At 61.9% G+C, this 25,493-nt stretch carries 22 protein-coding genes and 4 pseudogenes; 11 read left to right on the top strand and 15 right to left on the bottom strand.

The window, feature by feature from the left end:
- The first annotated feature begins 28 nt into the window (after positions 1-28).
- Entirely contained in the window at positions 29-961 is a 933-nt protein-coding gene (locus tag HAV18_RS01350) for an esterase family protein (protein ID WP_166951663.1), read from the top strand.
- 114 nt (positions 962-1,075) lie between these two features.
- Here HAV18_RS01350 and HAV18_RS01345 read toward each other — a convergent pair whose 3' ends face one another.
- Both HAV18_RS01345 and HAV18_RS01340 read right to left on the bottom strand, forming a co-directional pair.
- Positions 1,076-1,963 carry a pirin family protein gene (locus HAV18_RS01345; protein WP_166951661.1) on the bottom strand — a complete coding sequence of 296 codons (888 nt, stop codon included), beginning with the start codon at positions 1,961-1,963 and terminating at the stop codon, positions 1,076-1,078.
- A 92-nt stretch (positions 1,964-2,055) separates the two neighbouring features.
- On the bottom strand, positions 2,056-2,808 hold the full coding sequence (locus HAV18_RS01340; RefSeq protein WP_166951659.1) for an isochorismatase family protein: 753 nt from the start codon (positions 2,806-2,808) through the stop codon (positions 2,056-2,058).
- A 192-nt stretch (positions 2,809-3,000) separates the two neighbouring features.
- Between HAV18_RS01340 and HAV18_RS01335 the strand changes: the two genes are divergently transcribed.
- Complete coding sequence (locus tag HAV18_RS01335) at positions 3,001-3,918, top strand: LysR substrate-binding domain-containing protein (RefSeq protein ID WP_166951657.1); 918 nt, start codon at positions 3,001-3,003, stop codon at positions 3,916-3,918.
- A gap of 115 nt (positions 3,919-4,033) precedes the next feature.
- On the opposite strand, the gene HAV18_RS01330 is transcribed toward HAV18_RS01335, so the two are convergent.
- A complete protein-coding gene (locus HAV18_RS01330; protein WP_166951655.1) occupies positions 4,034-5,248 on the bottom strand; it encodes an FAD-dependent monooxygenase in 1,215 nt (404 codons plus the stop codon).
- A gap of 166 nt (positions 5,249-5,414) precedes the next feature.
- Between HAV18_RS01330 and HAV18_RS01325 the strand changes: the two genes are divergently transcribed.
- Both HAV18_RS01325 and HAV18_RS01320 read left to right on the top strand, forming a co-directional pair.
- On the top strand, positions 5,415-6,359 hold the full coding sequence (locus tag HAV18_RS01325; RefSeq protein WP_166951653.1) for a LysR family transcriptional regulator: 945 nt from the start codon (positions 5,415-5,417) through the stop codon (positions 6,357-6,359).
- A gap of 140 nt (positions 6,360-6,499) precedes the next feature.
- Complete coding sequence (locus HAV18_RS01320) at positions 6,500-7,258, top strand: SDR family oxidoreductase (RefSeq protein WP_166951650.1); 759 nt, start codon at positions 6,500-6,502, stop codon at positions 7,256-7,258.
- A gap of 124 nt (positions 7,259-7,382) precedes the next feature.
- On the opposite strand, the gene HAV18_RS01315 is transcribed toward HAV18_RS01320, so the two are convergent.
- Positions 7,383-7,718, bottom strand: coding sequence for an H-NS family nucleoid-associated regulatory protein (locus HAV18_RS01315; RefSeq protein WP_243771518.1), 336 nt, complete (start codon positions 7,716-7,718; stop codon positions 7,383-7,385).
- Positions 7,719-8,245: 527 nt separating this feature from the next.
- On the opposite strand from HAV18_RS01315, the gene HAV18_RS01310 reads away from it, so the two are divergent.
- Positions 8,246-8,902 (top strand): TetR/AcrR family transcriptional regulator, encoded by a 657-nt coding sequence (locus HAV18_RS01310; protein ID WP_166951645.1) that lies wholly within the window; start codon positions 8,246-8,248, stop codon positions 8,900-8,902.
- A gap of 121 nt (positions 8,903-9,023) precedes the next feature.
- Here HAV18_RS01310 and HAV18_RS01305 read toward each other — a convergent pair whose 3' ends face one another.
- The gene (locus HAV18_RS01305) at positions 9,024-9,896 is read right to left on the bottom strand and encodes an NmrA family NAD(P)-binding protein (RefSeq protein ID WP_166951643.1); all 873 of its coding nucleotides are present in this window, start codon (positions 9,894-9,896) and stop codon (positions 9,024-9,026) included.
- Between the two features lie 86 nt (positions 9,897-9,982).
- Between HAV18_RS01305 and HAV18_RS01300 the strand changes: the two genes are divergently transcribed.
- Positions 9,983-10,912, top strand: a complete 930-nt coding sequence (locus HAV18_RS01300; protein ID WP_243771517.1) for a LysR family transcriptional regulator — start codon at positions 9,983-9,985, stop codon at positions 10,910-10,912.
- A 108-nt stretch (positions 10,913-11,020) separates the two neighbouring features.
- Here the strand turns inward: HAV18_RS01300 and HAV18_RS01295 are convergent.
- From HAV18_RS01295 to HAV18_RS01255, 9 genes and pseudogenes are all read right to left on the bottom strand, one after another.
- Positions 11,021-11,932, bottom strand: a pseudogene (locus HAV18_RS01295) (IS3 family transposase); the annotation flags it as partial.
- A 334-nt stretch (positions 11,933-12,266) separates the two neighbouring features.
- Positions 12,267-13,586 (bottom strand): NAD(P)/FAD-dependent oxidoreductase, encoded by a 1,320-nt coding sequence (locus HAV18_RS01290; RefSeq protein WP_166951641.1) that lies wholly within the window; start codon positions 13,584-13,586, stop codon positions 12,267-12,269.
- Between the two features lie 144 nt (positions 13,587-13,730).
- Positions 13,731-14,870: pseudogene (locus HAV18_RS01285) on the bottom strand (IS3 family transposase).
- Between the two features lie 229 nt (positions 14,871-15,099).
- On the bottom strand, positions 15,100-16,026 hold the full coding sequence (locus HAV18_RS01280) for a transporter (RefSeq protein WP_166951638.1): 927 nt from the start codon (positions 16,024-16,026) through the stop codon (positions 15,100-15,102).
- Between the two features lie 112 nt (positions 16,027-16,138).
- The gene (locus tag HAV18_RS01275) at positions 16,139-16,951 is read right to left on the bottom strand and encodes a polysaccharide deacetylase family protein (RefSeq protein WP_166951636.1); all 813 of its coding nucleotides are present in this window, start codon (positions 16,949-16,951) and stop codon (positions 16,139-16,141) included.
- A 69-nt stretch (positions 16,952-17,020) separates the two neighbouring features.
- Entirely contained in the window at positions 17,021-17,896 is an 876-nt protein-coding gene (locus HAV18_RS01270; RefSeq protein ID WP_166951634.1) for a fumarylacetoacetate hydrolase family protein, read from the bottom strand.
- Between the two features lie 38 nt (positions 17,897-17,934).
- Entirely contained in the window at positions 17,935-18,897 is a 963-nt protein-coding gene (locus HAV18_RS01265; RefSeq protein ID WP_166951631.1) for a PDR/VanB family oxidoreductase, read from the bottom strand.
- A 19-nt stretch (positions 18,898-18,916) separates the two neighbouring features.
- Positions 18,917-19,150 (bottom strand): ferredoxin, encoded by a 234-nt coding sequence (locus tag HAV18_RS01260; protein ID WP_166951628.1) that lies wholly within the window; start codon positions 19,148-19,150, stop codon positions 18,917-18,919.
- 8 nt (positions 19,151-19,158) lie between these two features.
- Positions 19,159-20,379 carry a cytochrome P450 gene (locus HAV18_RS01255; RefSeq protein ID WP_166951625.1) on the bottom strand — a complete coding sequence of 407 codons (1,221 nt, stop codon included), beginning with the start codon at positions 20,377-20,379 and terminating at the stop codon, positions 19,159-19,161.
- 275 nt (positions 20,380-20,654) lie between these two features.
- Here HAV18_RS01255 and HAV18_RS01250 point away from each other — a divergent pair, with 275 nt between their 5' ends.
- The 4 genes and pseudogenes from HAV18_RS01250 to HAV18_RS39545 all read left to right on the top strand — a co-directional run bounded on the left by HAV18_RS01250 (position 20,655) and on the right by HAV18_RS39545 (position 22,650).
- Entirely contained in the window at positions 20,655-21,584 is a 930-nt protein-coding gene (locus tag HAV18_RS01250) for an AraC family transcriptional regulator (RefSeq protein WP_166951622.1), read from the top strand.
- Positions 21,585-21,799: 215 nt separating this feature from the next.
- Positions 21,800-21,937, top strand: a pseudogene (locus HAV18_RS39770) (transposase); the annotation flags it as partial.
- 3 nt (positions 21,938-21,940) lie between these two features.
- Positions 21,941-22,363: pseudogene (locus HAV18_RS39765) on the top strand (transposase).
- Positions 22,291-22,650, top strand: coding sequence for a porin (locus HAV18_RS39545; RefSeq protein ID WP_347814722.1), 360 nt, complete (start codon positions 22,291-22,293; stop codon positions 22,648-22,650). The pseudogene HAV18_RS39765 and the gene HAV18_RS39545 overlap by 73 nt, the downstream one beginning before the upstream one ends.
- 230 nt (positions 22,651-22,880) lie before the next feature.
- Here the strand turns inward: HAV18_RS39545 and HAV18_RS01225 are convergent, their stop codons facing one another.
- Positions 22,881-23,816: a LysR family transcriptional regulator gene (locus tag HAV18_RS01225; RefSeq protein ID WP_166951616.1), complete on the bottom strand. Its 936-nt coding sequence runs from the start codon at positions 23,814-23,816 to the stop codon at positions 22,881-22,883.
- A 211-nt stretch (positions 23,817-24,027) separates the two neighbouring features.
- On the opposite strand from HAV18_RS01225, the gene HAV18_RS01220 reads away from it, so the two are divergent.
- Positions 24,028-25,476 carry an aldehyde dehydrogenase family protein gene (locus HAV18_RS01220; RefSeq protein WP_166954064.1) on the top strand — a complete coding sequence of 483 codons (1,449 nt, stop codon included), beginning with the start codon at positions 24,028-24,030 and terminating at the stop codon, positions 25,474-25,476.
- The last annotated feature ends 17 nt before the right edge of the window (positions 25,477-25,493 follow it).

Genomic DNA, 25,493 nt, shown 5'->3' with positions numbered 1-25,493 from the left:
GCCGGCGCCTCTCCTGAAACGATTCGACATGCGCCGACTCGCCCTTCCGTTCGCCATCGCCCTGATCGCCGGCTCCATCGCCACCGCCCGCGCCACGCCGGCCGCGCCGACGGTATCGCCCGTGCCACCGCCGGCCCTCCAGACCGCGACAACCCCGTCGGCCGCCCAGGAGCCCGCGCTCAATCCGGGCAGCAGCGTCGTGCTGCGCTCGTTCCGGTCGGCTTCGCTGAAGCGCGACTGGTCGTACACGGTCTACCTGCCGCCCGGCTACAACCCGGAAGGCGCGCGCTACCCGGTGATGTACCTGCTGCACGGCAATGCCGGCAACGCGAACGACTGGGTCACGCAGGGCCGGCTGCAGGCCACCGCCGACACGCTGATCGAGCGCCGCGAGATTCCGCCCGTCGTGATCGTGATGCCGCAGGGCGGCACCGACTGGTACGTCGACCGCAAGGAGAAGATGCAGAGCGCGTTCCTCAACGACCTGCTGCCCGAAGTCGAAGCGCACTTCGCGGTGTCGAACCAGCGCGCGGGCCGCGCGATCGGCGGCGTGTCGATGGGCGGCTTCGGCGCGCTGCGCTTCTCGCTGCTCGAACCCGGGCTGTTCTGCGGCGCGATGCTGCTGAGCCCCGCGATCTACGCAAACGAGCCGCCGCTCAATTCCGCCGCGCGCTACGTCGGCGTGTTCGGCGACCGGCAGTTCGACCCGCGCGTGTGGCACGAGCTCAACTACCCGGCGCTGATGCGCGGCTATTTCGCGCGCAGCTGGCGGATCCCGATGTTCATCGCGGCCGGCGACGACGACCTGACCATCCAGGCCGAATCGAGCGTGCTGTACACGCACCTGCGCCGCGCGCAGAACCCGGCCGAACTGCGCATCGTCGACGGCGGGCATACGTGGGACGTATGGCGAGGGCTGCTCGGGCAGGGGTTGAAGTACGCGCTCGAGTGCGTGAAGTGATGGCCGCCCCGGTCGGGCGCGCGCTTGCTTGCGTCCGTCGTGCGGACGCAAGCAGTCTCCCGGCATCAACGCACGGAACCCGCGGCACGACGATGCCGTCCCGCCCTGCGCCGATCACCGCGCGACGAACGGCGCGGCCAGTTGTCCGAATGCCCCTTTCTGATAGGCGCTGATCCGCTCGTCGAGCTGCGCGCGCGTATTCATCACGAACGGGCCGTGCCTGGCGATCGGCTCCCGTAACGCGGCACCGGACAGCACGACGAAGTGCGCATCGTCGTCGGCAACGATGCGGATCCGCACACGGTCGCCCGGCGCGTCGCGGTCGAACATGACGCCGACCGCGTCACCGGCCTTCAGGCTGCTCGCGGTCGAGTCAACTTCCACGCGCAGCGTCCCGGAAACCGCATGGATCGTCGCATTCCATCCGCGCGGCAACACATGGTCGAACGACGACGCACGCGACAGGAATCCGTCCAGCAACGTGAACGGCTCGGGCAGTTTCTCCGTGACCGGCGCGCTCACGCCGTTGCTGCTGCCCGTGACGACACGCACCCGCACGCCGGGCGCCGCGAACTCCGGGATGTCATGCGGCTCGACATGGACGGCATAGGGCGTGTCGTACTTCTTCGCGGCCGGCAGGTTCACGAAAATCTGCAGCGCATGGACACGATGCCCGTCGCCTTCCGGCTGCTCCGTATGCACGGCGCCGCGGCCGGCGGCAAACCAGTGCAGCGCGCCCGGTTCGATCGGCCCGTGGTTGCCGAGCGAGTCGTAATTGACATGCGCGCCCGTTGCATCTTCGAACACGTACGTCACGGCCGAGATACCCGCATGCGGGTGCGGGTCGAAGGTCGGCGCCGTCATCTCGAAGTGATCGAGCATGATGACCGGGTCCATCGCCCCGCCGAACCTGCCCTCGTCGAAATTCCTGGCGCTGAATGATTCGCCGATGATCAGATCGCGACCGGTAACGACGCGCGACATCCGCACATATTCGTTCATCGTGGTGCTCCTGGCTGGATAGCCTTTTCCTGCACGATGGCCCGGCGACGACGGCACGCGCCCTCGCCGGCCCCGCGAAACCGCTTGCCCCGTCACTTGCCCGATGCGCTCTTGAGCTGCCAGACCAGGTTCGCGAACGGCATGTCGAGATCCGCATACACCTGCTGCGCCTTCGGATCGACGTTGCTGTGCAGCAATTCGACACCGACCGTCGCGTAGTCGGTCACGGGGATGCCGGCGCCCGCGAGGCGCTGCAGCCCGGCCGTGCGCTTCGCGTCGCTGAACGTGCCTGACGCGTCGAGCACCACGCGCGGATCGTAGCCGGCGGCCTTGAGCGTCAGTGCCGGGAACGTCGCGCACACCTCCAGCGACACACCCGCGATGACCACCTGCTTGCGGCCCGTCTTCTCGATCGCGGCCCGCACGTTCGGGTCGTCCCACGCATTGATCGACGTGCGGCTGATCACCGGCACGCCGGGCAGCGCCGCCTTCAGTTCGGGGATGGTCGGCCCCCACATGCCGTCGGGCATCGTCGCGGTGACGATGACCGGGATGCCGAGCGTCTTCGCGGCCTTCGCCAACGCGACCACGTTGTGCCGAAGCTGTCCGACGTCGATGTCGCGTACGCCCGTGAACAGGCCGACCTGGTGATCGACCAGCAGCAGCACGGTGTTGTCGCGCGACAGCAGCGAATACGGCGCGCCCGACGGTGCGACGGCGACGGGTGCTGACGCGGGCGTGGTTGCAGGTGCGGCTTCAGCAGCCAGCGCAGCCGTGCCGGCCGTACCGGCAAAGGCGATGGCGATGGCGGCAGCCGCGGCTTTCAGAAGGGAGAAGCGTTTCATGATGTCTTTCCTCACGATGATGTCGGGTGACGGATCGGCGGGACCGATGTGCCGGCCGAATCGCCCGGTGCTTGTCAGCGCCGGTTGGAAAGAATGATATTTACGCAACGACAAACGATAAATACACTTCAAATCAACCCATCGTTTCCATGTGGAAACGATATGTCGACGTTTTCCCCTGGCGAATCCCGAATGAATCCGGCTTCCTCCGATCTGAACGACCTCTACCTGTTCGCGAAGGTCGTCGAGCATCGCGGCTTCACCGCGGCCGGCGACGCGCTCGGCGTCAGCAAGTCGCATATTTCCCGGCGCATCACCGATCTGGAGACCCGTCTCGGCACCCGGCTGCTGCAGCGCACCTCGCGCCGCCTCAGCCTGACGGACGCCGGCGAAGCACTCTACGTGCATTGCCGCGCGATGATCGACGAGGCGCTGGCCGGCGAGGACGCCGTGCGCCGCCGCACCGCCGAGCCGTCGGGGCTGGTGCGCGCGAGCATGCCGATCGCGATCACGGATATCGTACTGGCCGGCCTGTTGCCCCGTTTCATGCAGCGCTATCCGAAGGTCCGGCTCGCGCTGCAGGCCAGCCATCGGCAAGTCGATCTCGTCGACGAACACATCGACGTAGTGGTACGGGGCATGGGTTTCGACGTCGAATCGTCGAGCCTCGTCCAGGTTCCGCTGTGCACCGCGCGCTGGGGGCTGATCGCGAGCCCCGCGTATCTGGCCGCAACCGGTCCGATCGATACGCCCGACACGCTCCCCGAAGACGATTTCCTGATCCATGCGCCGATCGGCGACCCGGCCGCCGCGCTCCGGCTGATCGGCGCCAACGCCGACGTCGTCACGCGAACGATCCGGCCGCGCGTGCAGAGCGACAATGTCGCAACGCTGAAGCAAGCGGCGCTGGCCGGGCTGGGGATCGCAAGCCTGCCGCTTTATGCATGCCGCGCCGAGATCGCGTCCGGCGCGCTACAGGTTGTTCTGCCGACGTGGCGCTCGCGGGAGGGACGGCTCGTGCTGCTGTTCCCGACGCGGCGCGGCATGATGCCGGCCGTGCGCGCGCTGGTCGATTTTCTGAAGGAAGAACTGCCGCCGTTGCTGGGTTGAGCCATGCTGCCGCATGAAGCAATACGCCGGGGGCGCGTGCCGGGCTGCAAAGGACTGCCGCCCGACTTCACCCAGCTACGTCCACGTGGAAATCGCCGCCTCCGGCATGCCCGGCTCAAAGCCACGTACCGCCCTGTCGTTCGCTCGGCTCCCCGGCCAGCGCATCGAAATCGTGAATCCAGTCCAGGTGATGCAGCACGCTGTCGCGCTCGGCCAGACGCGCATTGCGTGCCTGCGCGGCCGGCCCGTCGGGCAGGTGCAGCACGTCGGCCACGGAGATCGACGCGTACTGCACCTTGCGCGTGCGGCCGCGACGCAGCCGCTCGTACGCTTCCTGCGCTTCACGCCAGTTGCCCGGCCCGGCCTGCGCCAGTTGCGCCGCCAGCACCACCGCATCCTCGATCGACTGATTCGCGCCCTGCCCGTGGTGCGGCACCAGCGCATGCGCGGCGTCGCCGATCAGCGTCACGCGCCCGCGGCTCCAGCGGCCGAGCGGCGGCCGATGGAACAACCCCCAGCGCTGGCTGATCGGCATCGCCGTGATCATCTGCACCACCGCCGGATGCCAGCCCCTGAACGCACGCAGTTGCTCGCCCTCTTCCGCCGGCATCACCCAGTCGCGCGACGGCCACGGTGACGGATGACGCTCGACCAGCAGGAAATTCTGGTCGCCGTCGTCGCCGATCGGATAGTGCAGCAGGTGCCCGTGCGGCCCGATCCAGTACTGAAGCGTTTCGGGATCAGGCAACAGGCTGAGCCGCGCAGCCGGCACCACGCCGCGAAAACCCGAACAGCCCGAATACAGCGCATCGTCGTAGCCGAGCATCCAGCGCCGCGTGATCGAGCGCGCCCCGTCCGCGCCGATCACGAGATCCGCGTCGATGCGCACACCGTTGTCGAACGCCAGCGTGACGCGATCGGCATGCTGCGCGAGATCGGTCAACCGATGGCCGAGATGGATGCATTCGAGGCCGACCGCCTTCGACAGCACCGCCTGCAGATCCGCGCGGTGCACGCCCCAGTACGCGCCGCCGAATTGCCGGCGATAGTCGGGCGCGCCGCGATGATGGCCGATCACCGCACCGCTGCGGCCGTCGCGATAGACGAGCCCCGGGATGTCCGCGCACACCGCGTCGAAGGCCGCACGCAAGCCCATGCGTTCGTAGAAGCGCGTCGCATTGGCCGACAGCGCGACGGCCGCGCCGACTTCGCGCAACACCTCCGTCTGTTCGTAGAGCTGCGCGTCGATGCCGTGCTCGCGCAGGGCAAGCGCGAGCGTCAGGCCGCCGATCCCGGCGCCGACGATCGCAATCTTCAGGTTCGTCTGCATGATGAAGGTGTCTCCGATGTTCCGATGTGGGGTCTGCGGCTTGCGCAGCGGCCATGTCGATTGCATGGGCCGTATCGGTATTCTCGGGAGCGGACTTTCATCCCGCAATAAAATGAAAGGAATCTGCATCATCACTGGATGCAATGAACCCGGCGAGGCAAAACCCATGGAATTGAGCGATGTCGACCTCAACCTGCTGCTGCTTTTCCAGCGGTTGATGCAGGAACGGCGCGTGTCGAGCGTTGCCGAGCAGATGAACATGAGCCAGCCGGGCGTGAGCAATGCGCTCGCGAAGCTACGCCGCCGGCTCGGCGATCCGCTGTTCGTGCGCGGGCCGGGCGGCGTGGTGCCGACACCGTTCGCGCTGCGCCTGGCGGAACCCGTGTCGCACGCGCTCGCGACCCTGCACGCCGCGCTCAATCCCGAGACCGGTTTCGATCCGCTGCGCGCCACGCGCACGCTGACGATCGGCATGACCGACATCGGCGAAGTCGTGTTCCTGCCCGCGCTGCTCGAACACCTGTCGCGAGCGGCGCCGGGCATCGCGCTCAATACTGTGCGCAACACGAGCATCAATCTCGGCGACGAAATGGCCGACGGCCGTGTCGATCTCGCGATCGGCCTGCTGCCGCAGCTCCAGGGCGGCTTCTATCAGCGCCGGCTGTTCGATCAGCGCTATGTGTGCCTGTTCCGTCGGGGGCATCCGCTCGAGGACGCGCCGCTGACGGTCGACGCGTGGCGCAATGCCAAACATCTGGTCGTGGTGTCGGCCGGCACCGGTCACGGGCAGGTGGACGAATGGCTGAAGCGCCGCCGCGTGAAGCGCCAGGTGCGGCTCACGGTGCCGCATTTCATGAGCGTCGGCTACATCCTGCAGCGCACCGACCTGATCGCGACGGTGCCCGAGCATCTCGCGCAGCAGCTCGCCGCACCGTTTTCGCTGGGCTGGCGCGCGCTGCCCGTCGCGCTGCCGGGTACGCCGATTCACATGCTCTGGCATGCGCGCGTCAACCAGGACGAAGGGAACCGGTGGCTGCGCGACGTGGTGGTCGATCTGTTCGCGCAAACCGGCACGCGGGCACGGAGGGCCACGCCCGGCCGGAAGAAGTAGTCGCGGCCATCGCGCAATCGAGCGTGCCTGACGATGTCGCTCGAACATGCGCGCCGCGCATTTCGACTACATTGCCGGATGCGGCGATGATCCCGGTCATCGGCCGCCTCGCCCTCTTTCAACCAGCAGGAAATCAAGCCATGTCAGTCTCGAAGAAATTCGCAGCCGTCACGGGCGCCGGCGCCGGCATCGGTCGCGCGGCGGCCGTCGCGCTCGCCCAGGCGGGATTCACCGTCGCGCTGCTCGGGCGCACGGAGGCCTCGTTGCGCGAAACGCAGGACGCGATCCGCGCCGCCGGCGGCGACGCGCACGTGTTTCCTGCGGACGTCACCGACGAAGCATCGGTCGACCACGCGTTTGCGCAAATCGCGCAGCAGTTCGGCCGGCTCGACGTGCTGTTCAACAATGCCGGCCGCAACGCCCCTGCGGTTTCCCTCGACGAATATGAATTCGACCTGTGGAACAGCGTCGTCGCGACGAACCTGACCGGCGTCTTTCTGTGTGCGCGGGCGGCCTGGCGCCTGATGAAAGCGCAAACGCCGCAGGGCGGCCGAATCATCAACAACGGCTCGATCTCCGCACATGCGCCGCGCCCCGATACGATCGCTTACACGGCCACCAAGCATGCGGTGACCGGAATCACCAAGGCGCTGGCGCTCGACGGCCGCCGGTACAACATCGCGTGCGGCCAGATCGACATCGGCAACGCAGCAACGTCGCTGACGGAACGGATGACGCAAGGCGTCCCGCAAGCCGACGGCAGCCTCGCGCCCGAGGCGCGCATGGACGTCACGCATGTCGCGAACGCGATCGTCCAGATGGCGAACCTGCCGCTCGACACGAACATCCTGAACATGACGATCATGGCGACGGCCATGCCGTTCGTCGGGCGGGGATAGGCGCGCGCGACGCCGAATCCCGTTCGGGCTGCATGCGACCGTGGCGCCGTCGCCTGAAGGCGCCACGCTGCTCGTGGTGCAGCCGCCGCCGGCGTCATACGCCGCCGTGGCCCTGCGCCCTCTGTCAGCCGGCCCTGGTTTTCTTGCCGGTGGCCAGCGGCTTGACGATGACGAACTGACGACGATCCTTGCCCCTGATCCAGAGCGGTGCATTGCCGCGCCCGCTCCACTCCTTTCCACTCGCCGGATCGCGATAGCGCGCCGGCAGGACTTTCACGATGTACGAACCCCGGCTGCCGTTGCGGCCGACCAGGTCGCGATGCTTGATCGCATAGGTATCCATCAGCGAGTGAACCTTCTCGATCGCATCGACGCGCTCGCGGGCACGTGCATGCTCGATTTCCTCGTCCAGTTCGGCCAGCTCGACTACGAGCTGCGCATAGGTCTTGCTCACGCTCATCTTCTGCTTCCCATCATGCATCCGCATACGAATCCACATGATTCGCATGACTAACAGAATGATTCATCACGTCCCGTGGGCGTGACCTTTACCTGATCGGCAGGCGACGCGCTCCGCGCATCGGCCACGCGATGCGGCAAAAGCGCGAATCCCTGGCGTACCGGCGCCGCATCGACGCCCCACACCGGAACGATCGTCCGCCCGGTCCCCGCCCGATGCGGACAGTCAGGCGCACCAGCGCGCCGCCTGTTTCATTGCCCAATCGATAATTGCAAATGCAATAACAATGACATCCATCTCAAATATCAACCGATACCCGTCCGGCCAAAAGCGCGGTGCGCTTCGCCGTGCGGCCGACCCACCGCATTTGATTGCCGCGGCAAAGCGGCCGGCATTGGTCCGTGTGATCCCTGCCCATTGCCGACAATGAGGTGCACAATCGCGCGCCGCATTCCACATATCGAGTGATATCCGAAATCGGATCGTAATGGTATCTATCTCAAATATCAACTGATATCCTTTCGGCCATGAACATGGTTCCCCTTCCCCCGCGGCTGAGCCGCGAAGAAAGCCGGTTGCAGACCCGCGCGCATTTGCTCGCCGCGGCGAAGCGGCTGTTCGTCGACCGCGGGTTCGGCGCCACGTCGCTCAGGGATCTCGCTGCCGAGGCCGGCTATACGCAGGGCGCGTTCTATTCGAATTTCGCGAGCAAGGAGGCGTTGTTCGTCGAGCTGATGCGGGAGCGTTCGAAGGCGCAAGTGGCCGACATCGCCCGGGTACTGAGCGACCCGTCCGCGTCCGGGGAGGACATATTGAATGCGCTGGATGTCTGGTCGCGAACCGTCGATGCCGAGCCCGAGTGGTCGGTGCTGGGCGTCGAGTTCAAGCTTCAGGGGCGGCGCAACCCCGCTTTTGCCATCGCGTCGCAGGCATTGCTGGACGCCCACCGCGATGGCCTCGCCTATTGCATCGAACAGATTTTCGCGCGGCTGAAGAAAGTGCCGCCCGAACCACCGGCCGTCCTGGCCATTTCGTTCATGGGGCTCTCGCAGGGCCTGTCGCTGCAGCAGTCGATCCTGTCCGAGGTGCCGATCGGGCACATGATCATGGTGTTCCTGCGCAGCCTGCTGGCCACGGCCGCGCAGGTGGGTGGACCGGAAAGGTCGCGGTCGAAGAGAAAATGACCGGCGCCGCGGCGGAGCCGGATCGCGCGTGACGCCGTTCGGTCCGTTGCGGCCGTTCGACACACGCGATGGCGCCCGTATCCGGGCAACGAACGCCGCGATGCCGCGGCGATGCGCGGCGTCACGCCCGCAGGATCTCCTCGACGACCTGTTCGAACGGCACGCGCCCTTGTCGAAGCTCGACCGTGTCGTCGCTCCCGAAGTCGATGTGGCCGCTGTTCAGCCCGCGATTCATTTCGATGAAGCCATCGATCGCCGCGGTCGAGAACGGATTCATCGCGAGTACCCCGGCCCACGCGGAAGGCTCGAGCGCCACCGGCCGCACCGGTCGATTCAGCGCGCGCGCAAAGATCGCCGCGATGTCGCCGGGCGAATACGCAATCGGCCCCGCCAGGCCGATCTTCCGGATGCCCGCCCACTCTTCACGCAGGAGGCCCGCCGCGATGCGGCCGATATCCTCGGTCGCGACCATCGGCACGGCACGCTCGACCGGCACGAGCAAGCTCGGCAGGATGCCTTGCGTGCGGACCGGCTCGACGACGCGCGCCCAGTTCTCCATGAAGTACGCCGCGCGCAGGAACACGACCGGAATGCCCAGTTCCGCCAGACGTTGCTCGGCCGTGCGGTTGGTCGCGATCACGCCGGTGCCGTCCGGCCGGTCGGCGCCTACCGACGACAGCAGCACGAGTTTAGGCAAGCCCGCCGCACGCACTGCTTCGGCGACGGCACGCGCCGTGACGTCTGCGTGTTCGAACAGGTTCTCCAGCGCATAGTTGGGCGGCTTGACCAGATACGCGCCGTGCGCGCCGGCAAAGGCACGCGTCAATGCGTCGGCGTCGGCCAGATCGGCGACCGCCACTTCCGCACCCTGCGCGGCAAAACGCGCCGCCTTCGCGCGATCGCGCACGACCACGCGCACCGCGACGCCCGCATCGATCAGGGCCTGGGCCGCGACGGCTCCCGTGCGCCCGGTGACTCCCGTAACAACGAACATGTGTTCTCCCGACAGCCGCTCCACCCGTTGGAGCGATGGCTTCGATGATGTACGCTGGCATCTCATAACTCAAATGCATACCGATCATGTCCAGCATGCACGAAGTGGATTTGCGTGACGTCGATCTCAACCTGCTCAAGCTGCTCGACGCGTTGCTCAAGGAGCGCAGCGTCACGCGCGCCGGTGTGCGGCTCGGCCTGACGCAGCCGGCGGCAAGCCGCGCGCTGGGCCGGCTGCGCACGCTGCTCGACGATCGCGTCGTCGTGCGCACGCCGAAGGGGCTGGAATTCACGCCGCGCGCGGCATCGCTCGCGCTGCGCGTGTCGCGCGTGCTGACGGAAGCGGCCGGCATCGTCGCGCCTGCCGTATTCGATCCGGCCACCACGCGCGGGCAGTTCTCGATCGCAAGCCTCGATCACATGGCGCTGACGCTGATGCCTGACGTGATTGCGCGGCTGGAACAGCGCGCGCCGGGCATGGATCTCGACATGCCGCCGTCGCGCGGCAACAACGTCGAACTCGTGGCGAACGGCACGGCCGGTATCGCGCTCGGCGCGTTCGACGATGACACCCTGCCTGCCGGTATCTATCGTCGAAAACTCTACGACGACAGTCTGGTCTGCATCGTGCGCAACGGGCATCCGGCGCTATCCGCCCGACTGACGCCGAAGCGCTTCGCGGCGCTGTCGCATGTGCTGGTGACGATCGGCGGCCGTGGTGGCGAGCTCGTCGACGCGGCGCTCGCGCGGCAAGGGCTGCATCGGCGCATCGCGATGCGGTTGCCGCATTTTCTGGTGGCGCCGATGGTCGTCGCGAAAAGCGACATGACGGTGGTGCTGCCGCGCCGTCTCGCGCAGCACGTCGCGTTGTCGATGCCGGTCACGCTGGTGCCGTTGCCGGTCGAAGTCGCCCCTTTCGCGTTGACGATGATCTGGCACGAGCGCACGCACGACGATCCGGCGCACGGGTGGCTGCGCCGGCAAATCGCGGAAATTGCGCAGGACATGGCGCTGTAGCGCGCACCTGGCGCTGTCGCACAGCGCGTCGACCAGCAGCGCAAACGTGGGCGACGCATGACGACGGCTCCGGTAATCGAGGGAGTACGGCTCGAACGTCTTGCGCCAGCCCGACAGTGTGTCGACCCATTGCCCCGAGGCGAGCTGGCCAGGCGCGATGAAGGCGGGACCGATAGCGGCGTCTCGCAGCCAGCTGCATGACCTTGGCAGCAGTAAATTCAGCGCCGTTGTCAGACCGAACGAATGCGGGCTTGCCGTACAGCCGCATCAGTCGCGACAGCTTCAAGATCACATCCTGCGACCGCAAGCTGGCGCCGACTTCGATCGCCAGGCACTCGCGGGCGTATTCATCGATCACGCAAAGCATCTTCAACGCCCGCCCGTCCACCAACTGGTCGTGTACGAAGTCGTAGCTCCATACCGAATTCGGCCGTGTCGCACCGGGCAGGCGAATCTCGTTGCCACAACGACGACGGCGAGGACACCGTCGCGAAGTGTTGAGCTGCAAGGCTCGCCACATTCGCCGCACACGCGATTCGCCCAGCGCCAGCCAGGCCGACATCCGCCGGTAGCCGAAGCGTGGCACTTCCTGAAAGGCCGCAATCAGTCGCGCACCCAGGCTCCGATCCTTCTCCGGTTGCTTGAGCGTATAGGTTGCCACCCGGCGACTCAGCCCCAGATAGCAACATGCCTTGCGTTGCGAGAGACCCCACCGAGTCAGGACTTCCAGCGCTTCGCGCCGGCCCGTTGGGGTACTCATTTTTTTCGGCTGAATTCCTTCAGGCCGTCGATCATCAGCATCTGCTCGGCGATCAGGCGCTCGAGCCGCTCGTTCTCCGATTCCGGATCCTTGAGCCGGCGGGCGTCGGCCACATCCATGCCGCCGAACTTGTTGCGCCAACGATAGAACGTCTGTTCCTAGATGTTGTAGCGCTTGCACAGATCCTTCACCGGCTCGTCCCTGCTCTCGGCCTCGCGCAAGATGCGGATGACCTGCTCGTCGGCAAATCGCTTCTTCATCGAGTTCTCCTTGCCTCCAGGATAAAAGAGAACTCACTTGCAAAATGGCTACAAGAAACGTCCCAGGTCAATGTCGATTGCTACGCATGGATAGGAAGCTAACGTTTTTCCAGATGAAAATCTGGAATTATCGAGAGATCACATTCTATTTTCATGCCTGGCATAAAGTAGACGAATGGCATATTTTTAAAATCACTCTCATGACCAGACGGTACATATCGAGCGCTTACGGCCCAGAGATAAGCGTACCTCTCGATTGATGATCCGGTAATAGTCGGCACTGGACTCCCAACCCATGCCACCAATAAGTCCGAATGTCCGGGTCTCGATCTCCTTATGCATCGTAGCAAGTAGCCGACAGTTGCACATGAGCGCCACCGATCAGCCGTTGGGCCTCACGAAGGCCTGAGACAAATGCCCCGTCTACATAGCCGAAGCGTTGCGTAGAAGTAGCCTCGCCGGCGAAAAGCAGACGCCCTACGGGTTCGCTGAGTGTCTGTATATCCGGAACCCCTGAACTAGGAGGCAGATGTGTATACCCGCCGCGACTACACGGATCGCCAAGCCAGTTGGTCTGGTGGACGGCCGTAGGGTGCGGAATGTCACATCCAAAGGCTTTGGCGAGTGCCGACAAAGCCATCGCAAGGGCGGCATCACGGCTCAACCGAGCCAACGCGAAGGCGGGTGGCCCTGAGATGTGCGCAGCCAAAGTCGGACGACCGGCACTGAGAGACACATCAATCCAGTACGGAAAGACCGGGTGATCCTGAATCAGCACCCCGCGGGAACAAGCATTCCCCGAGTGCCAGAATGCTTGCTCAAACTGGAGAATGAGTTTCTCGAATGACCCGAAACCCAAGCGCTCGATGACTGTTTTCTTTACCGCTGGCAAGTCCGGTGAGAAACGGATATCACCGGCCTTCAAAACTCCCAGCGGCACACTCATCACCACATGCGAACCCCGCTCAACGCGGCCGTTGGTACAGCATACGGTGACGCCTTCGGCGTCTTGCAGCACCTCATTCACGAGACAGTCGCAGTGGATTTTCAATCCATCTGCAAGCCGAAAAAGCATCGTGCCGTAGCCTCCTACAATGCAGTTGTCTCCCCCGCTGAATCCGGCATCCACGGCATAGTTTACGATGGAAATATCTTCTGCCGGACTAGCCAAATCCGCCTGAAATCCCGTGTACAGGACAAAACGCACCCACTCCCGCAGGGCCGGATCGGTGATTGAGAGTAGTCGGGTTTCGAGCAACTCGGCCACGGTCTGCGTCGGCGCATAGGAGCCAGCAGATTCAATCAGCTCCGTCTCGATCTCATCGGCCAACCCCATTACCCGATCACGCTCAGGCGTACCCAGCACGTCTCCGCATTTGCCCACCAGTCGAATATCTGAAAAGATGTCGCTGATCGCAAACTCTCGCTGCCCGAGCGAAAGAAAGTCAGCCAATTCGGTCAAGGGGTTGCCGATCGGTGCGTGAATCCACGCGGCGCCCGCCTCCACGCTGGCACCTTGCATAGGCACCGTGTGCGTCCGCCCGCCAATACCAGAGCGCCCCTCCAGAACTACGACCTCCACACCACTCGTTTGCAACGAATTGGCCGCCGCAACTCCCGAAAACCCAGCGCCAACAACAATAACTCGAGTCACGGGCTCTGGGCACTTGGCTATGAGATTTTGGCCAGCGGGCTCAAATATGTATCTATTACTTTTTAGAATTGAGGTGGACATTGAAATACTCACTTGTGGATTTCCCAAGATTCCGTGGTGGACCGGCCAGAATTTCATAGTCACTCACGAGCCGTTTAGCGCATAGCACCGCTCAAACTCTACAGGTAACAGGTTGCCAGCGAAACCGTGCCGGCGAATGGGGTTGTAGAACATCTCAATGTAATCGAACACATCTGTGGTTGCCGTCGCCCTGGTCGGATAAATTCGCCGTTTGATTCGTTCCTTTTTCAGCGCACTGAAGAAGCTTTCCGCCACGGCATCGTCGTGGCAGTTACCGCGACGACTCATGCTCGGCACCATGTGGCGGGCCTTCAGAAACGATTGCTCGTCATTGCTGGTGAACCGGCTGTCTTGATCCGAATGAATCACGACGCCCGGTTCCGGCTTGCGTTTCCATACCGCTGCCAACAGAGCCTGCAACACCAGGTCACGGGTCATCGTGGAGCGGGTCGCCCAGCCGACGATCTGTCGCGAGTACAGATCCATGACCGCCGCCAGATACAGCCAGCCCTCGCAGGTCCGGAGGTAGGTGTGTCGGTTACCCAAGCCATGTTTGGCGCGTCAGGCGCGAAGTCCCGGTTCAATACGTTGCCAACCACGCCGAGTGGACCACCGCGATATCGCGGTTTGCTACCGTAGCCAACCACGGCGCGCAAACCTCCGATCTGCATCAACCGGAGCACGCGGTGACGACTGCACGTCTCGCCTGATTCACGCGAATCCAACGTGACTTTGCGGTAACCGTAGACGCCGCCGCTGGCCAGCCAATATGCCTGATCAGACCCGGCAGTCGTTCATCCTCGTGCTCGCGCGCACTGCCCGACTGACGCTGCCAGACGTAATAGCCGCTGCGATGAACGTCGAGAACGCGGCAAATCGTGCGCAGACAATGCTCGTTGATATGCGCCCGCACGAACGCGTACCTTGCCGTTATCCCTTTGCAAAGTACGCGGCGGCCTTTTTTAGAATGTCGCGCTCCTCGGTCACCCGCTTGAGTTCGGCCTTCAGTCGCCGCACCTCGGCGCTCTGGTCCAATTCCGTCTGCCGCTCGACATCCGGCTTATCGAACTTCGCTCGCCAGGCATACAGGCTATGCGTCGTAATGCCTAAACGCTGGGCCACATCTGCTACCGAATGGCCTCGCTCGGTAACTTGCTTGACTGCTTCGATCTTGAACTCATCGGTGTACCGCTTGCCGCTCATACTGACCTCCTCGGTTTCCATAAATTATGGTTCGAAGATGTCTGCGGAAGGCTGGCCGGTCCAGTGGCATGATTGCGGAGGCCGGATAAAGCCTTCGCAATCGTGCCAAACACATTTTTTGAGCTCCTACGGTGAAATATCAACGGTCAGTAGATGTGGAACAATCCCGTCGCAGTCCTCCGAAAGACGGAGCGTTGAGACGTGATCTGCCGCCCGTCCGCCCTCCTGACTAGTTGAACGCCTTGCTGATGAACAGATAGGCGGCGTTGGGAGCAAGCGAATTGCGCGTAAGCACTGAGAACTGTGCCTTGAGCTTCACGCTGCACTTGCATTGAGGGATGTTGTACGCGACAACGGGGCCAACGGCTGCACTGGCAAACCGATTGCCGGGCACTGTTTGACCGTTTCTTTTGTCATCGGTGAATTGCCGGGCGTAGTAGCCCGCCACACCCACTTGCCATCTGCCAATCACTTCACTGATTGCGACGTCGACATCACCCACCAGACCGTTTCTGTAGTTAGTCGCGGCGTTGCTGCCAGCAACATCCAGGAAGAAGTGCGCGCTGAATTCCGTGCCATCGCCCAGCATGTTGGGTCCCGTCAAATAGGTCAGGGCTGCATTCGGTATGTAGTAGAGGGTGTTCTGCCCTGTCGTATACAGATCGGTAGTGTTGTATTTGCCGATCGGGATCATCATCGAGTAGCCGAGCTTCACCGTCAGGCCTCGCGGCATGCCTGCCTCAAACGACCCGAGGTGTTTGCTCCACGTCAGGATATCGGTATAGAGATCGTTGATGCCCTTGAAATTCCGACGCTGACCATTGACTGTGATGTTGCCCCATCCGTAGCCTGTGGCGACAGAGCTCCCTAGCGTCCCACCGAACAGCTTGAACGGATAGACGTAGAGCAAACCGAACTCGGCAATCCCGCCCGGCAATCTGACGGAGGTTGTGGGACTTCTTCCCGAGTTGTCGTAAAACTTGTCGCCGTACGCCCCCACACCAATGAACGTCCCATACAGCCCCGACTCCGGCGGCAAGTACGCATTCTGTATGTCGGTGCCGCCGACTGGGCCGCCGTACGTCACGCCTTGCGCAGCCATCGTGCCACGCGATACTGCCCAGAGAAAAATTCCGATAAGAACAATGCGTTTCACTCCATGTCTCCTGTGTGTCATGTTTTGTTTTTTTGATACATCCTGCATCGCAAATGCGCGCAAAGCGCCTTGCGAGGGATTCAGTGGGCCGGCGCACGGCGTTTGTTTGACGTCAGGCGTTCGTAGTAAAGGTCACGTCTTTCGCCCGGAGGAAGCGCGACTCACCGAACTCGCCCGCGAGCCGTCTCATGAAGTCCTCGAATGCGAACCACGCTCGATTACCCGACGTGAACGGATGCACAACCAGCACCCAAGGCTCGTCCGGGCGCGTGCTCTCGTGGGCCACGGCGAGTCGATAGAGCTTGTCGTAGGCCGCCGTTGCATCGAGCGTGCCGAAAATCCCGCCGAATCGCGGGTGGATCACCGCACCGTCGATCAGCGTGGGATCAGTCGACAGCACAGCGAGTCGACTCACCACCGGCGACGTCTCACCGTCCTCACGAGACGTGCCTGGGGTCTTGGCATTGACTACCGGAACGGCTTGCGAGACGTACCGGATGCCGTGCGCCGCCAGCACGTCGTCTGTCCACGAATTGATGGCCAATCCCGGGGGACGAAAACCCACAGGCGCTTCCCCGGTCAGCGCTTGAATGCTCGTGACGGCCAGCTCGATGAGGTGGTTCTCTTCGTCACGCGAGGCAATGCCTGACCAATGCTCGTGTTTCCAGCCATGAACCCCAATTTCATGTCCGGCGGCATGCCAGGTCCTCATCTCGTCCGGGTGGAGCACTGCCGCGTATCCTTCGGCGAAGTAGGTGCAGCGAATCTGCAGATCGTCGAGAAGTTTCAGGATGCGCGGATGCCCCAGCTCCAGACCGATCTGATTGTAGGTAGCCCACTCCACCAGCGGAATCTCGGCAGGGCACTGCCACGGCAGCAAATCGCCGGACGATCTGCCAAAATTGTCAAATGTAATGCACAGCATAATTAATATTCCTAATTTATATGTTTCTCCCTACCGCGATTAAGCTACGACAAAGACTCGGCAGCTCCCTCAGGGGCTCACGGAGTGCGCCGCCACGCGGTTTTCGATGTCGCCAATCCCTTCAATCTGCATGCGTACGACATCGCCGGGTGAGAGGAAAATGGGGGGTAGGCGCGCGGCGCCAATACCGGCCGGGGTGCCCGTGGCCAACACATCACCTGGCTCCAGGGTCATAGCGTGACTGACTTCCTCGATTTGCTCGAAGATGTTGAACCGCATTTCTGCCGTATTACCGTCTTGCCGCAATTCGCCATTGACCCATGTGCGCACCTGAAGCGCATGCGGATCGGCGATCTCGTCGGCCGTCACCATCCATGGACCGAGCGGACCGAGCGAATCGAACGATTTCGCGAGTGTGATGGTGGGGCTTCGGGTATGCCGCTCTCGAATACTGGCATCGTTGCAGACCGTGTATCCCGCGATGTAATCAATGGCGTCCCTAGCAGAAACATTGCGGCAGCGCCGCCCGATGATCACCGCCAGCTCCACTTCGTAATCGAGTGTCGAAGTTCCTGCCGGGATGACGAGTTCGTCAAACGGGCCGGTGATGCAAGAGACTTGCTTGTTGAACCAGATCTGATGCTCCCCGACATTGACGTTCAAGTGGGAAATCTCGCGGATATGCGACGCATAGTTGCCGCCAATGGCCAGAAACGCCGACGGGCGTCGTACCGGTGGTAGCAACCGAACATCAGACAGCGGAAATCGAACCTGCGATTCGCGGGCAAGCAACGCCAGGATCTGCCATGAGGTGGAAAGCCCGGGCAACCAGTCGGTAAGCTCTCGCGACAGCGATGACAATCCGGCGGTGACATCGATGATCGTGTCCGCCTCAACGATGCCAATGCGGTCTGTGCCGCCTTCACGAAACATGGCAAGTCTCATCGTCTCTCCTGAGTGTGTCGTAAGGAATGCCGCCGGGTCTATAGATCCAGCGTCAGCAAGTTGGATTTCGCACGTGAAACACAAGGCAGGATGACGTCGTTAGCAGCGCGCTCCATTGCCGTGAGCACGTCGTCGCGGTGATCCGGGATGCCATCAAGCACACGCGTCTGGCACATGCCGCAAACGCCTTGTTCGCAGGAAAGGGGCACATCGATACCCGCGCGAATCAATGCCACGGCAATCGAGCAGTCCGATGGCACTTCGACTCGCAGACCGCTTCGTGCAGCAAGGACCTCGAAGTTGTCATCTGTCCCGATGGGTGCCGGAGCGGCGCGACTCGCCCCGAAACGCTCGTAATGCAGGCGGTCGGACAGGGAATATCGCTCACTTAGCGTCATGGCTTCCGCCAGCATGGCGTTCGGTCCGCAGAGGTAGACGTGCTGATCGGCGTCGAGCCTTTTGAAGATAGCGTCGAGGCCTAGCCGCTCACTTCGAAGATCATCCCGAAAGTAATAGCGGACGCGGCTTCGGAATGTGGCGTTATCCATCCTGTCGACGAATGCTGCGCAGGCCCGGGTACGTGCGCTGTAATGCAACTCGAAGTTCACGCCTTGCAATGTCAGATGCTCCGCCATGGAGATGATGGGCGTGATGCCGATGCCCCCCGCGATCAGCACGACATTCCGATGCTGTGGCGACAGCGCAAAGCAATTGTTCGGGCCCCGCACGTGCACCGTGTCGCCAACTTCACACGTCTCACATAAGTAATGTCCGCCGCCACGCGTAGGCGAGCGGTGGATGGCCAACAGATAGTGGTCCCGCGCGCCGGGCGGATTGCAGAGGGAATACGCACGCGTGCCCCCCGGCACCTGCACCTCCACATGGTCGCCCGGCGCAATCCCGGGAAGGGGCGCTCCGCGCTCACTCTCGAGCGTCACGGCGAAAATGTGCTCGGCGAGACGATAGCGATGGGCAACGCGCATCGGCGTCCACTCGGACATCGCGCCGCGAAGGGTCCGGTCACGCATTGAGTTCCCCCGCATCGCCGCCGGATTGGCGGACCAGAATCGCCTGCGTCGGACATTCGCTCGCCGCCAGGGAGATTTGGGTGACATAGTCCGCGAGCGGCGCGTCAGGCACGAGTTGTGCGCGGTTCGTGTCGTAATCGAGCGCAAAGACCTGCGGACACAGGCCCGCGCAATTGCCGAATCCGCAGCACATATCGCGCTGTATCTGGACGGTGATTGGATGCATGGTCGATCTCAACCTTCAGCGCCGCGAAGGGCAACGGTCATACGCAGCAGCATCGGAAAGGTCAGGTCCGGCACACGCTCGAAGTGCGACTCCGTCAAACGCATCTCAGGGAAGCGTTGAAAGAGCGAGCGCAGGAGCACATCGCCCTCTAGACGGGAGAGCTGGGATCCCAGACAGAAATGACCACCGCCAGCGAATGCCAGATGCCGGTTATCGGGCCGGTCGATCACGAAGCGGTTCGCCTCCGGGAAACGGGCCTCATCACGGCTCGCCGCGTGCAGTCCGAGCAGCAGACGTTTCCCCTTCTCGACGGGCGTGCCACCGACCGTCATCGCCTCCGACGCGTAGCGATGCACGAAATGGACTGGAGCGTCGTAGCGCAGCGACTCTTCCCACGCCGCGCGCGCAAGGTCTGGATTCGCCATCAGGCGAGCCTTTTCGCTGCCGTGATTGAGCAAAGCCAGTACCGTGTTGGTCATCGCCACCTTGGTCGTGTGGTAGCTCGCGACCAGGAAGCCTATCAGCGTCGTGACCAACTCGGAGCGGGTCAGGCCGTTGTCCGCGCCTTCGGCCGCCATCAAGGCACCGACGAAGTCATCTTCGGGAAGCTTGCCTTTGAGGGCGTCCAGGACATCGTCCATGTACTCGTAGTAAAAGGTTGCGGAGGCATCCGCTTGCGCCAGACGTTCCGGCGTGATGTCCGACACACTCAGTACCGCATTCAATCCGTGCTGTTGCGCGAAAAGCTCGGGAGCGTCCGAGACCGGCACATGCAGCAGCCTGCAGGCGATTTCAGCGGGAACCGGGTCGGCAAAGTCCGCCACAAAATCGACCTCGTTTTCGCCGTCGAGCTTGTCCAAATGGTCAACGATGACTTTTTCGACCCATCCGCGCATGTTGGCGACGGTTTTCGGATTGAAGGCCGGGGTGACGATGCGTCGAATACGTGTGTGATCCGGCGCATCGATGTTCGGCAGCGATTCACGATAGAAGCGTGCGGCATCGCCTTTCCCGATGCGCTCGGGAAACTCGCCCGGCGCCTGTTGGACGGACGCAAGCGGGTTGCGTAGCACCTCGTCCACGTCGCTATATCGCGTCAGGACGATGCACTGCTCGCCATTGATGTCGACCGCGAAATGGGGAAAGTCCGCCTGCAACGCACGGTAGGTGGGGTAACGGTCGGCGAGGAATGCCGCCGACTTCAGATCGGGGATATCGAGAGGGCGCATCTGTATTTTTCAGAAATGAGTGGCCAATCCGCCGTGCTGTGTGAGCCTCAGCCGGGTGTCTTCTTCGCTTCGAGGCGCATACACGTTCGGTCCGTGGGGAGTATGGTTAGTCGCGCCCATCTAAAGGACTCGTTTCCTTTTGCGAGAGCACCGCATGGACGGCGGCCCACTCGGGCGGATACGGACATCTCCGGATTGCGCACGGCAGCCTGCAGTGTTCTTCTTATGATCCTATGTTCGGCCCAATGACATGCAGGGTTGGATGGAGTACGGAAATGGACCCGATAACTGCTGCGCTCGATACCTGCCGTTTCGCAGAAATCGAAGCGGGTGAGGCGCAATCGAGCAGCCCGTGGGCGGTGCATATGCCCGAAGGCATATGGCCGGTTACGCTGTATGTTTTCACCGGCGCGACTTGCAACCTGCTCATGACGGAGTCAGGAGAGAGAAACGCATTGCGCGACAAGAGCGTTTGCCTGATCTTGCGCGCGCGGGAGCATATCGTTCAGGACTCGTTGTTCACACGTCCCAACCAGCCTGTCGATTTGCGCAACCCCGCCAAGATTGATCGTTTCCAGTCCATCGCTTTTGGCGAATCGCCAGACACGGGCGTGACGTCGACGTTTTTCGTGGGCATGGCACCAGCAAAAAGCGTCAGTGCGGCGATATTCGACGCGCTGCCCGACGTATTGCTCCTCAATTTCGACCAATTGCCCGTGTGGCTGTGTCGCGCGATCGAGGCGATTCGGGACGAACTGACGTTCCAGCGCCCCGGATTTCGGTCAGTGGCGGTGCGACAGGCCGAGCTAGTCGTCATCAACGTCATCCGGCATTACGTCGCCTCGAACATGCCGCTGTTGCCCGCGTGGATTTCGTTGTCAGGGCATTCCAGAGTTGCCGCCGCCTTGCGCGAATTTCATCGAGATATCTCCCGGCCATGGACACTGGAGACGCTTGCCAGTCTTGCGGGAACATCGCGTTCCCGGCTGATCGCCGCCGCACAGCGCGAACTGGGCGAAGGGATATTCAGCTACATCACACGCATTCGCATGCAGGAGGCCGAGCGACTACTGGTGGAAACGCCGCAACCCGTCGGCAGGATTGCCGGGCGGGTAGGCTATCAATCGGAAGCCGCGTTCTCGATCGCATTCAAGCGCTTCAACGGCATGCAGCCGCGTCAGTTCAGGGACGGTGTTTCACGGTAGACGCGTATGCGGTAGACAGCACGTCAGGCTTTTCGAGCTTGCTCAAATTCAACGGGCATTCGAACGTGCGAGGTGGGACAAGGAAATGCGGTGTCTCCATCACCATGATTTGTGGCACGGCGCGACAAGCGCAACGAACAAGATGGGACCGACGCCCCTCCTAATTCGAGTAGCGCGCCGATTTAGCGTCCAATCACGTAGCCAGGAGATTGGACATCAAAAAACGTTTCACCGACGAGCAGATCATTGGCCTCCTGCGGAAGTCAGACGCAGGTATCCCGATCAAGGATCTGTGCCGCCGATACGGCTTCTCGGAGGCCAGCTGTTACTGGTGGCACAGCAAGTTAGCCGGCAAGGTGCTGCATGCATGGGCTTACCAGGTCGGTGTAACGCTGTCGTTCATCCGGCCGGCCAAGCCCAATCAAAATGCTCACATCGAAAGTTTCAACGGGCGCTGACTTGCCTCCATGCGTCATGCGAGGAGCTTGATTGAATCGTGGCGAATCGAGTACAACTCCGAGCGGTCCCACAGCTCGCTCGACTACCTGACGCCCGAGTGGTTTGCACGGGCGCATGGAGTAACCCGCCATTTGTCTCGGACTCTAGCTGCATTTCAGAAGCTCAACGTTCCGCAGAGCCCCACCCGGCTGGTTCGAATGGAGCAGAACCAACGGCCGACTCTATCAAGTATGAATCTCAGATCTTTGTGGGACTGTCTTTCGGTGTGCTCCATGCACCAGGCGGCGTACCGGGATCATTCGGCTCGAACGCCGCCATGAGCTTCCGTCTGAACTACGCCGCAGGACCGTTCGGGCTCGGTGCAACCTACACCGAAAAGAAGTATCCGGGTTCGCTCGACGGATCGCCGCAAATCGCGATCAGGAACCGGGGCGTCGGTGCGCACTACGTGCTGGGTCCCGCATACACCGTCGCCGACTTCGTCACCATCCGAAATACACTGACCGCCGGCACAGCCTATGCAGCACAGCTCTGTGCAAATCACACCAGCGTGGTCGTTCGGCACAAGCCACATGTACATGAAAGGCAATGCCGAACCGGAAAATAACCACGCACACCGGATCGCCGCGACGGTTGGCTATTCGGTATCCAAACGAACGATGGTCTACGTCGACGGCATCTACCAGCGTGCCAACTCGGGAGCACATGCGGCGATCAACGGCATCCTCGATCCGGCCGGACCGTCGAGCAACGCGTCACAGGTGATCGAGCTTCGGCCTTCGCACCGTGCTCCGAAAACGCTGCGTTGCCCCCTGTCGCTCAGCGATGGGCGGATTATCAGCGATGGATATCTGGAGCAGCTTCGGCCGGATATCCGACGTCACACAATAACGCAATCAATCTCTCCTTTACGGTTTGAACCTTGATCGAATGGCGATTATGCGGGGGATAGGCAATATAAAGCCACTCCCCATATTTCGGCAAAGGTCTGGCGGAACTGGTCGCCATGACCGGAGCAAGCCTTCCGTCAATCAGCTCGGCTCCAACCAGCCAATATGGCATCAGAATGATTCCCTGACTTGAAATCGCTGCAGAAATGACTGCATCCGACAGATTGGACGAGAATGATCCCTCGGGAAGGAAGTAAGTCACACCAGTCTCATCCGAAAATACCCAGTGCTTATCGAGGCCGAGTATTTCATGCCTAATGCAACGGTGATTTTTCAAGTCACCAACCTCTTTCGGCACTCCGTACCGAGACAAATAATTCGGACTTGCGCAAAGCACGTGAGTATTGGGAGTGAGCTGATGTTGAATCAGAGACAAAGATTGATCCTCACCCACTCGAATGCTCATATCAATACCCTGGGTTACGAGGTCGCGATATTCGTCGCTAAGATCAAGTTCTATCTCAAGCCCTGAAAACTCATCAAGCAATGCCGGAATGATGTCGACTAAATAGCGTCGCCCGAAATTCTCGGGAGCCGTGATCCGCATCCTCCCCGACATATCTTCCGTAACCCCTTTGATCGCCTTCAGCGTCTCAGCCAGCTGCGCAAGCTGGCCACGCGATTGCAGAAGCCGATACCCGGCTTCGGTTAGGGATAGCTGGCGTGTCGAGCGGATGAACAACGTTGCGCCCAGGCTCCGCTCCAGCTGGTTGATGACACGCGTGATCGAAGAAATGGCGATCTGATGGGTGCGCGCAACCGCGGAGAAGCTCCCCATATCAGCAACTTCAAAGAACAGACGAATTGCAGCGATAGTGTCCATGGATTGCTCGGATCGTATTTTGCTAAAAACGCAAGGCACTTTTCGAACTCGCAGAGTGCCTGCCACCCGGAGAAAGAGAATACCATTCCACGGCCAGCGAATCTTTCAGCCTTGCCATGAAAAAATCGTGGACTTAGCGTTGTTACGGTGCAAGACGATAGAAAATATCAATCTTTCATTCCAATAGATTTACGAAGGAGTTTTCCTGATGATTCGGCGCTTCGATAAATTGTTCATCAACGGATCGTGGGTTTATCCGCATGGAAACAGATTCAGCCCGGTCATCGATCCGGCTACCGAAGAAGTCATCGCCGAGATATGCAATGCAACCGCCGAAGATGTGGACGAAGCGTTTCGCGCTGCAAAGCAAGCATTTGGCGCGTGGTCACAAACCACATCCAGGGAACGGCATGACTGGATCGTGAAAATCCACGATGCGCTGCAAAGCCGCCGGGAGGAACTGGCAAACATCATCTCTGCCTCGATGGGTTGCCCGATCAACATTACACGACAGATACAGACATCCTGTATCGATGCGTTCAGGAATTTTGCCGCGCGCAGCGCGATACTGGACGAGACGACGGAGGTCGACAATGTATTGGTCATCCGGGAGCCCGTCGGCGTGTGCGCGCTCATTACGCCCTGGAATTATCCGTTGTTCCAGCTGCTGACCAAAGTCGGATCTGCCCTTGCCGCAGGATGTACGGTCGTGGTCAAGGAGTCGTCCGTCACTCCGCTCCAAGGATTGGTCCTTGCAGAGGTTATCGACTCGATCGGCCTCCCCGACGGCGTCTTCAACCTGTTGACCGGCAAGGGCAGCGTGCTCGGCGATCTGATGGTCACGCACCCGGCCGCGGATATGGTGTCCTTTACCGGATCGACTGTCACTGGCGCCCGCATCCAGGAACTTTCTGCCCGGTCGATCAAGCGGGTCTGCCTGGAGCTCGGCGGCAAGAGTCCTTTCATCATCACCGAAAGCGCAGACCTCGAAGCCGCAATCCGGTTCGGCGTCGAAGACGTGATGATCAATTCCGGCCAGACGTGCGTCTGCTTATCCCGCATGCTGATTCCGAGATCCCGGTACGAAGAGGCCGTAGTGATCGCAAAGACGATCGCCGAACGCATCAGGATCGGCAACCCGGCGGATGAAGCGACGTACATGGGACCGATGAGCACCCGATACCAGCGAGGGGTCGTCATCGACTACATCCAGAAAGGGTTGGATGAAGGCGCCCGATTGGTTACCGGTGGCCCGGATCTGCCCGAAGGCGTCGACAAAGGCGCCTTTGTGCGACCGACGATCTTTCGCGACGTTCACAACAAGATGACGATCGCGCAAGAGGAAATTTTCGGTCCGGTCCTCTGCATGATTTCATACGATCGGCTGGAGGAGGCCATTCTGATGGCCAATGACTCGCCATACGGATTGGCGTCGGCTGTCTGGTCCGGAACCCTCGAGGACGCAATCGGCATTTCGAGGAGGATCCGGGCAGGCGCCTGCTCCATCAATGGCGGCGAATTCAGCTATGAGGCGCCATTGGGCGGTTACAAGCAATCCGGCAATGGCCGCGAGTGCGGCGATTTCGGCATGCATGAGTTCATCGAACTAAAGAGTCTGCAACTGCCCGCGCACGCGCGTCGATCCTCGAACAAAACGTGATTGCCGCTACATTGGGG

It is taken from the genome of Burkholderia sp. D-99, from assembly GCF_011605345.1.
Lineage (GTDB): Bacteria > Pseudomonadota > Gammaproteobacteria > Burkholderiales > Burkholderiaceae > Burkholderia.
The sequence above is the reverse complement of the archived record's forward strand: the minus strand, read 5'-3'. Positions and strand labels throughout refer to the sequence as shown.

Excerpts from the sequence above, each read along its gene's own strand:
- HAV18_RS01350 (WP_166951663.1), top strand. The coding sequence starts at position 29 with ATGCGCCGACTCGCCCTTCCGTTCGCCATCGCCCTGATCGCCGGCTCC.
- HAV18_RS01345 (WP_166951661.1), bottom strand. The coding sequence starts at position 1,963 with ATGAACGAATATGTGCGGATGTCGCGCGTCGTTACCGGTCGCGATCTG.
- HAV18_RS01340 (WP_166951659.1), bottom strand. The coding sequence starts at position 2,808 with ATGAAACGCTTCTCCCTTCTGAAAGCCGCGGCTGCCGCCATCGCCATC.
- HAV18_RS01335 (WP_166951657.1), top strand. The coding sequence starts at position 3,001 with ATGAATCCGGCTTCCTCCGATCTGAACGACCTCTACCTGTTCGCGAAG.
- HAV18_RS01330 (WP_166951655.1), bottom strand. The coding sequence starts at position 5,248 with ATGCAGACGAACCTGAAGATTGCGATCGTCGGCGCCGGGATCGGCGGC.
- HAV18_RS01325 (WP_166951653.1), top strand. The coding sequence starts at position 5,415 with ATGGAATTGAGCGATGTCGACCTCAACCTGCTGCTGCTTTTCCAGCGG.
- HAV18_RS01320 (WP_166951650.1), top strand. The coding sequence starts at position 6,500 with ATGTCAGTCTCGAAGAAATTCGCAGCCGTCACGGGCGCCGGCGCCGGC.
- HAV18_RS01315 (WP_243771518.1), bottom strand. The coding sequence starts at position 7,718 with ATGAGCGTGAGCAAGACCTATGCGCAGCTCGTAGTCGAGCTGGCCGAA.
- HAV18_RS01310 (WP_166951645.1), top strand. The coding sequence starts at position 8,246 with ATGAACATGGTTCCCCTTCCCCCGCGGCTGAGCCGCGAAGAAAGCCGG.
- HAV18_RS01305 (WP_166951643.1), bottom strand. The coding sequence starts at position 9,896 with ATGTTCGTTGTTACGGGAGTCACCGGGCGCACGGGAGCCGTCGCGGCC.
- HAV18_RS01300 (WP_243771517.1), top strand. The coding sequence starts at position 9,983 with ATGTCCAGCATGCACGAAGTGGATTTGCGTGACGTCGATCTCAACCTG.
- HAV18_RS01275 (WP_166951636.1), bottom strand. The coding sequence starts at position 16,951 with ATGCTGTGCATTACATTTGACAATTTTGGCAGATCGTCCGGCGATTTG.
- HAV18_RS01270 (WP_166951634.1), bottom strand. The coding sequence starts at position 17,896 with ATGAGACTTGCCATGTTTCGTGAAGGCGGCACAGACCGCATTGGCATC.
- HAV18_RS01265 (WP_166951631.1), bottom strand. The coding sequence starts at position 18,897 with ATGTCCGAGTGGACGCCGATGCGCGTTGCCCATCGCTATCGTCTCGCC.
- HAV18_RS01260 (WP_166951628.1), bottom strand. The coding sequence starts at position 19,150 with ATGCATCCAATCACCGTCCAGATACAGCGCGATATGTGCTGCGGATTC.
- HAV18_RS01255 (WP_166951625.1), bottom strand. The coding sequence starts at position 20,379 with ATGCGCCCTCTCGATATCCCCGATCTGAAGTCGGCGGCATTCCTCGCC.
- HAV18_RS01250 (WP_166951622.1), top strand. The coding sequence starts at position 20,655 with ATGGACCCGATAACTGCTGCGCTCGATACCTGCCGTTTCGCAGAAATC.
- HAV18_RS01225 (WP_166951616.1), bottom strand. The coding sequence starts at position 23,816 with ATGGACACTATCGCTGCAATTCGTCTGTTCTTTGAAGTTGCTGATATG.